Annotated in this window: 6 protein-coding genes, 1 rRNA gene and 1 riboswitch; of the genes, 1 reads left to right on the forward strand and 6 read right to left on the reverse strand. The window is 39.0% G+C overall.

Translation table 11 applies throughout. The features are described 5' to 3' along the window. Positions 1-306: 306 nt before the first annotated feature. From purB to ASU02_RS24650, 5 genes are all read right to left on the reverse strand, one after another. Positions 307-1,599, reverse strand: a complete 1,293-nt coding sequence (gene purB, locus ASU02_RS24630; RefSeq protein ID WP_057768094.1) for an adenylosuccinate lyase — start codon at positions 1,597-1,599, stop codon at positions 307-309. A 3-nt stretch (positions 1,600-1,602) separates the two neighbouring features. Then, positions 1,603-2,757 carry a 5-(carboxyamino)imidazole ribonucleotide synthase gene (gene purK / locus ASU02_RS24635; RefSeq protein ID WP_198317489.1) on the reverse strand — a complete coding sequence of 385 codons (1,155 nt, stop codon included), beginning with the start codon at positions 2,755-2,757 and terminating at the stop codon, positions 1,603-1,605. Further along, positions 2,744-3,232, reverse strand: a complete 489-nt coding sequence (purE, locus tag ASU02_RS24640) for a 5-(carboxyamino)imidazole ribonucleotide mutase (protein ID WP_057768097.1) — start codon at positions 3,230-3,232, stop codon at positions 2,744-2,746. Before purE ends, purK begins: the two co-directional genes overlap by 14 nt. A gap of 161 nt (positions 3,233-3,393) precedes the next feature. After that, positions 3,394-3,495: riboswitch (purine riboswitch) on the reverse strand. Between the two features lie 89 nt (positions 3,496-3,584). Further along, complete coding sequence (locus tag ASU02_RS24645) at positions 3,585-3,791, reverse strand: NETI motif-containing protein (protein WP_057768100.1); 207 nt, start codon at positions 3,789-3,791, stop codon at positions 3,585-3,587. Further along, positions 3,784-4,329, reverse strand: a complete 546-nt coding sequence (locus tag ASU02_RS24650; RefSeq protein WP_057768103.1) for a DUF2179 domain-containing protein — start codon at positions 4,327-4,329, stop codon at positions 3,784-3,786. The genes ASU02_RS24645 and ASU02_RS24650 overlap by 8 nt, the downstream gene beginning before the upstream one ends. 547 nt (positions 4,330-4,876) lie before the next feature. Here ASU02_RS24650 and ASU02_RS24655 point away from each other — a divergent pair. Further along, a complete protein-coding gene (locus ASU02_RS24655) occupies positions 4,877-6,709 on the forward strand; it encodes a hypothetical protein (RefSeq protein ID WP_057768105.1) in 1,833 nt (610 codons plus the stop codon). Positions 6,710-7,064: 355 nt separating this feature from the next. Here the strand turns inward: ASU02_RS24655 and rrf are convergent. Further along, a 5S ribosomal RNA gene (gene rrf / locus ASU02_RS27465) occupies positions 7,065-7,137 on the reverse strand; the annotation flags it as partial.

Raw genomic sequence — 7,137 nt, forward strand, 5'->3', positions numbered from 1 at the left:
GAAAATACAACTTTGGTGTTAGAGAATTGTCTAGCTTCGGCGGGCTAGGGGCCCGAGGTCATAAGCCAACTCGTCAAGAAGGCTAAAGAGCAGCCTTCCTGCCGATTCGTCTTATGCTTGTCGCCCCTGGGCAAGCCGCCTCCGCATTTCGGTTTGTCTGGCTCCAGCGCCTATCGCCTATCAAATTTCAGGCGCTCCTCCCTACGATAAATCAACATCGGTTCGCTCTCGCTCACCGTGTTTCCTTTATCGAAAGAACCGGTCCTTCCAATTTGTACGGCGATGACCAAGGCGCTTCCGCTTTTCTTATAATCCTAAGCGATCAAAAATGGTGTCTACATGCTTAATATGATAGTTATAGTCAAAGCAATCATCAATGTCAGCTGCAGAAAGCTTTGAGATGATTGTTTCATCCTGCTCAATAAGACTGCGGAAGTGAACTTGCTTTTCCCATGCCTCCATTGCTTTCGGCTGGACAGTATCATATGCCTCTTCACGAGTCAGCCCTTTGTCAATTAGCGCAAGAAGAACACGCTGGGAATAAATTAATCCAAGTGTACGATCCATATTCCGTTTCATATTTTCCGGGAAGACCGTTAAGTTCTTCACAATATTTCCAAATCGGTTCAGCATGTAATTCAATGCAATTGTTGCATCTGGAAGAATAATTCTTTCAGCAGATGAATGAGAAATATCACGCTCATGCCATAGTGCTACATTTTCATACGCTGTCATCATGTACCCACGAATTACCCTTGCCATTCCGGTCATATTCTCTGAACCAATCGGATTGCGTTTATGCGGCATGGCTGATGATCCTTTTTGTCCCTTTGCAAAAAACTCCTCAACCTCACGAGTTTCGCTTTTTTGCAAGCCGCGAATTTCAGTTGCGAATTTTTCAATAGATGTCGCAATGAGTGCAATTGTACTCATATAATGTGCATGGCGGTCACGCTGCAATGTCTGAGTGGAAACTGGCGCTGGCTGCAGGCCAAGCTTTTCACATACATATTTCTCAACAAACGGGTCAATATTTGCATACGTTCCAACTGCACCCGAAATTTTTCCAAATTCGACCCCTGCTGCCGCTTCTTTAAAGCGCTGAAGATTTCTCTTCATTTCCTCGTACCAAAGGGCAAGCTTTAATCCAAAAGTAGTTGGCTCCGCATGAACCCCGTGCGTGCGTCCCATCATAACTGTGTATTTATGCTCTTTCGCTTTATTTTTTAAAATCTCAACAAAGCGCTCTAAATCCTTTAATAAAATGTTATTTGCCTGTTTAATCGTATAGGAAAGTGCAGTATCCACTACGTCTGTTGATGTTAAACCATAGTGGACCCATTTGCGCTCCTCACCAAGGGTTTCTGATACGGCACGCGTGAAAGCAACAACATCATGTCTCGTTTCTTCTTCGATCTCTTTAATTCGCTGAATATCAAATGATGCCTTCTCACGGATTTTTTGGACATCTTCCTTTGGAATATCACCCAGCTCTGCCCAAGCTTCACAAGCTAGAATTTCAACCTCAAGCCATGCCTGAAAACGGTTTTCCTCTGTCCAAATAGCACCCATCTCTGGTCTTGTATAGCGTTCAATCATGTTTTATCCTCCGATCTTTTCTGTCACATCGGCCCATATCTTGCTCTTCTCCACTTCAGCCAAAGCATCTTCAACTGAATCTCGTAATAGCGTGACATGGCCCATTTTGCGTTTATACTTGGCTTCCTTTTTTCCATATAAATGAATTTTCCAGTCAGGCAATGAATGAATATGATCGATTATATCTTGCTGTTGTTCTCCTAATATATTTACCATTACAACTGGTTTTAATAGCTTCGTTTGTCCGAGCGGCCAATTACAAATTGCTCGAATATGCTGTTCAAATTGGGAGGTTTCACAAGCTTCGATCGAATAATGCCCAGAATTGTGAGGCCTTGGAGCTAACTCATTAATGTAAATTTGCCCATCCTCCGTCAGAAACATTTCTACAGCTAATGTTCCAACGAGCCCTAAGTTCTCTGCCAGCTGCTCTGCAGCTTGTACTGCCTGTTCCTCTACATGTCTTGTTATCCTTGCCGGAACAATGGTCTGGTGAAGAATATTCTCTCTATGAATATTTTCTCCCACTGGAAACACAGCTATTTCGCCTTTGCTATTTCGGCAAATAATTACTGAAATCTCTTTTTCAAAAGGAATCCATTTTTCAAGAACACATTTGCCTTGAATAAGAAGCTGCCTTGCCTCATTTACCTCTTCTTTGCTTCTTATCACGTATTGACCTTTCCCATCATAGCCGCCTCTGGAAGTTTTTAATACTGCTGGAAGCCCGAACTTTTCTATATTATCATAAATATCCTCTACCGTTTCAATTACACCATAAGGAGCGACTGCTAAGCCTGCATTTTGGATGGCTGCTTTCTCTTGTATACGATCCTGGGTCATTTCAAGTAATTCAGTTCCTTGAGGAACATAAGCATTCCTGCATAACCAATTCAGCGCTTCTGCATTTATATTTTCAAATTCATAGGTGATTACATCACTCACCTCTGCAAGTTCTTGGATTGACTGTATGCTGTGATACTCGCCAATAATCTTGTAGTCAGCAACCTGCCCGCACGGAGAATCCTCAGCTGGGTCTAGCACAGCAATTTTGAATCCATTTGCCTTTGCTGCAATTGCCATCATTCGTCCTAATTGGCCTCCGCCAATAATTCCAATAGTTTGACCTGGTAATATGACTTTATTAGACAAGTTCATCACTACTTTCTAAAACTCCCTGTACTGTCCGCTCCCTTTTCTGTTCCAAGCAGTCTGCAATGTGAGCATCATGTGTACCTAGTATCTGTGCTGCAAGCAATCCCGCATTCACTGCTCCAGCTTTTCCGATTGCAACCGTTGCAACGGGAACTCCCCCAGGCATTTGAACAATAGATAATAAGGAATCTAGGCCATTTAATGCCTTCGATTGAACAGGGACACCTATTACAGGAAGGGTTGTTTTTGCAGCCACCATCCCTGGAAGATGAGCAGCTCCACCTGCCCCAGCGATAATGACCTTTATTCCTCTTCCTCTTGCACTTTCCGCATATTCAAACATTAAATCTGGAGTGCGGTGAGCGGAAACAACCTTTTTTTCGTATCCCACTTCGAGCTCATCTAGTACATCACAAGCATGTTTCATTGTTTCCCAGTCTGACTTGCTCCCCATGATTACAGCTACTCTTGTCTCCATTATTTTCCTCCAGTCATCTGAAAAGCTATCTTTTAACTATCAAATATAAAAAAACCCGGACAGACTCTTTCTACAATGAGAGAAAGTAATCTGACCGGGCACAAATAAGCATAATGAATAGAGTATCCATACTTGAAATGGATAACTTTCTTCATTCGCCGGGCTTATCGACTTTCCCTCATAGTCCAATAATTTACGGTTATCGGGTAGAAACTTATGGGCCATATTCCCATTATTATACGAGGGTTATTCAGTTCATTTTTAACTTCTATACACATCTTATCAACTTTATATAAGTCATGTCAACCTAAAATCGAACATTAGAAGAAGTCATACATCTATTGTTCGTGTTTTAGGGTTGGATAACTTTCGCTTCAAAAATAATTTGCCGACCTACTGGTTCATAGGTTACAGTCCCGCCATTTTTAATTTCTTCAAAAATCGGCTTCTCCGTTCTTCTAACAGGCATATAGCCTGCTTTTTTTATTCGATCAAGGCACATATCAATCGTTTCATTTTCCTGTACCTCAAATAGCATTTTTTGTTTTCCCTTACTCACGAAACAACTTTCCTTTCTTAACTGATTTCACCCAGAAGCCTCCATGAATCGTTTTAGGCTCATATGCAATAATAAACGCTTTTGGGTCTAGCTCTTTAATTGTCTGATAAAGCTTTAATTCGTACTTTCTTGGAGTCAATATTTGCAGAGCCATTCGATCTCCTTCTAAACCGTTTGCAGCCCAATTGGTCACGCCATACCCTTTATCCCTTAACAACTTCGGAACATCTTTATCATATTCCTTCGTAATGACATTCACTGTAATGTAACCTAGTGCAAGCTTCTCCTCAATCTTCATGCCTACAATTACACCAATCCCATATCCAACTGCATAAGCAATTAAATTCTGTATTTCATTTAGATTATCAAGAACTAGTCCAAGTCCAATGACATAAATAACTACTTCTATCGTGCTAATGAATGCTGCAAGATATCTCTGCCCCTTTAGTGTCAAAATCATCCTGATTGTAAAAAAGGAGACATACACGATGTTGATCACAAGAATAATCACGACCATAATAAAACTATTTTCAAGCAATGAAAGGCCTCCTTAGAAAGTGTTGGAATAGATATGGGAAGAAAATCTTTTTACAGCCGAATCCTATTGAGTTCTTATTTTACAGAAAAAATAGTAATATGCGAACCATTTATTAAAAACAACTGAAAATTTTCTAATTACCTGTTATATTAACCTTAATAACAGTGCGTTAATCCTTTTTAATAAGCACCTCGATAGCTCGAAACAACTAGGGGGAGCAGTTTATGCTTCGAAGTTGAACATGCAAGAATAAGAATGAAAGGAATATATTCTTTATTAATAGGAAGATATAGTTCAAATAATTGCAAAAAGTGAAACTCAATCAGTGTTAGTTTTCCATCTTTCCCAACTGATTGCTAGTTGAATCAATCACACTCAGAACCTCCACGTCCTTTGGGCTTCGCCTGACTAGAACATCCTGCCCTTTATCAGGCGTTTTCAAGCTGATAAACCCTCCTCTTAGAATTTTTTGTTCCCACAACTTCTTGAGGTGATAGTCTTACAGCCCATTTATCTGCGACAAAATTATGTTTAGAAGGTGCTGCTTATGCCAGACTGGTCTTATCATCCATTAAAAAAGCTCATACTAAATAAATTAAGCCCGAAAACAAGCCGAGAGTTTATTCATAAATCCATGAGCACAATTGCATCCATTCCCGGAGGACGCAATCTTATTGAATTTTTAGGACATATGAAAGCCCCTCAGGAACTTCAAAAGGAAATCCAGTATTCTGGATTTCCTTCTCCAATTGGATTGAGCGGTCATCTTGATCCTAATTTGTCAGGTCTTAACGCCTTCCAGGTATTAGGCTTTGGTTTTATAGAAATTGGACCAATTGTGGTAAAGAAACCAAAAATAGAAAGCGAACCTAAAATCGAGAATAGTCAAATCCTTTTTTCTAATTATCATGAGAAAGTTCCTCTCAAACAAGTGATTAAAAAATTAACAACCCTTAACATGCAAATTCCTATTCTAGCTAAGATTGATACACAAGTAACAAGAAATGAATGGGATATAATAGTTCAGCATTTAACACCCTTTGTAGATGGTTTTATCGGAACAAGTGAACAAATTAACTCATTTGTAGCTAATAATGCAGTATGTTTAGAGCATTCCTTTTATGTTTCAATTTCCACTAAAGATATGAACAACATTGAATTAAATACTAGAAAATTATTAAGGCATCCAAGTATTGGTGGTTTTGTCATTAATGCCCCACGTCAAACGGAGGACAGCTATTGGTATGAGAGCGGATACGCAAATGAGTGTTTAGCTAAAATAGTGAAAGAAGTGAAAGAGCTTTCCCCTGAAATAATAGTTATAACCTCCGGTGGGGTGGAAACTCCAGAGGAAGCTCGTACTTTAGTACATGCCGGTGCAGATCTATTGATACTAACGGATGGGTATGTAAAAGCTGGTCCAGGATTACCAAAGCGAATTCATGAACGATTATTATATGAAAAAATCCGACCGATTGAAACACAAAACTGGTTCTGGTCATTTCTTTTTGGCCTCTCCATTCTAATAGGAGGGATTATTGCCTTATATTTTGCATTTACGAGTGTTATTCTCCCATATGATGAATCGTTCATCGGCTTGACTAGAACAAATATTTTACAAGTAAATCCACTTATCCTCTCCTTTATGTCACATGATCGAATGGCGCTAGCTGGAACAATGATATCTGGAGGAATATTATATATCCAGCTTGCACGCCACGGAATTAAGAATGACATGCATTGGACTAGAATTGCTTTTCACAGTGCGGCAATTGTAGGATTTATTGGTATTTTCCTTTTTATCGGTTTTGGATACTTTGATTGGCTGCACGGCTTATTTTGGCTTATTTTATTGCCGATATATCATTTTAGCTATAAGGAAGGAAAGAAAATCACAGGTGCTCCTTTTTCCAGCCATGGAAAAAATGATCGAGTGTGGCAATACGGACTTTATGGGCAGCTCCTATTTATTATGCTAGGATTTATGATATTAGTTGGCGGTATAGTTATTTCCACCATAGGTGTATCTAAAGTTTTTGTTTCAACTGATTTAAGCTTCTTGTGCATGACTCCACAAATGTTAGATCACATAAGTAACAATTTGATTCCAGTTATCGCACATGACAGAGCAGGATTTGGAAGTGCCCTTATTAGTGTTGGTTTACTTGTTCTAATGATTTCTTTGTGGGGCTTTAGAAAAGGAGAACGCTGGATTTGGAATACCTTATGCTTAGGAGCATTACCTGCGTTTATAGCGGGGATTGGAACACATATTTATATTGGTTATACAACTTTCATTCATTTACTTCCCGTATATTTTTTAGTTATTTTATATTTATTAGGATTAGTTTTATCTTATCCTTTTCTAAAACAGAAATAAAGAAAGTCATATAGGAAAACCGGCAAGACATTCATATAGATTATATAAACGAACCAAGGAATTTTTCGTACACGGGTCATAACAATATCTGAATAAACCTGGTGCAGGATTGAAAAAATGAGATTTCGTTCACGAAATCTCATTTTTTTGATTTTATCGTTATCATAGATATCTTTTTATAGCAACTTAGATTATTTATCTAGCAACTTCTATGTTTTATCGTGCACTTTATTGAATTTATCTAGCACTTTCTTTTTTTCCAGCATTTCTCTTAAAAGTATCTATAAACTTCTGGTTATAAAATTTCCTGAACAACAAAAAAGAGCACCATAAATGGGTGCTCTTTTTAAAATTTGCCTAGCGACGTCCTACTCTCACAAGGGGACAGCCCCTAACTACCATCGGCGCTGAGAAGCTTAACTTCCGTG

Origin of the sequence: Cytobacillus praedii (assembly GCF_001439605.1) — a bacterium.
Classification (GTDB): domain Bacteria; phylum Bacillota; class Bacilli; order Bacillales; family Cytobacillaceae; genus Cytobacillus; species Cytobacillus praedii.

Coding starts and splice junctions, on each gene's coding strand:
- purB (WP_057768094.1), bottom strand. CDS start 1,599: ATGATTGAACGCTATACAAGACCAGAGATGGGTGCTATTTGGACAGAG.
- purK (WP_198317489.1), bottom strand. CDS start 2,757: ATGAACTTGTCTAATAAAGTCATATTACCAGGTCAAACTATTGGAATT.
- purE (WP_057768097.1), bottom strand. CDS start 3,232: ATGGAGACAAGAGTAGCTGTAATCATGGGGAGCAAGTCAGACTGGGAA.
- ASU02_RS24655 (WP_057768105.1), top strand. CDS start 4,877: ATGCCAGACTGGTCTTATCATCCATTAAAAAAGCTCATACTAAATAAA.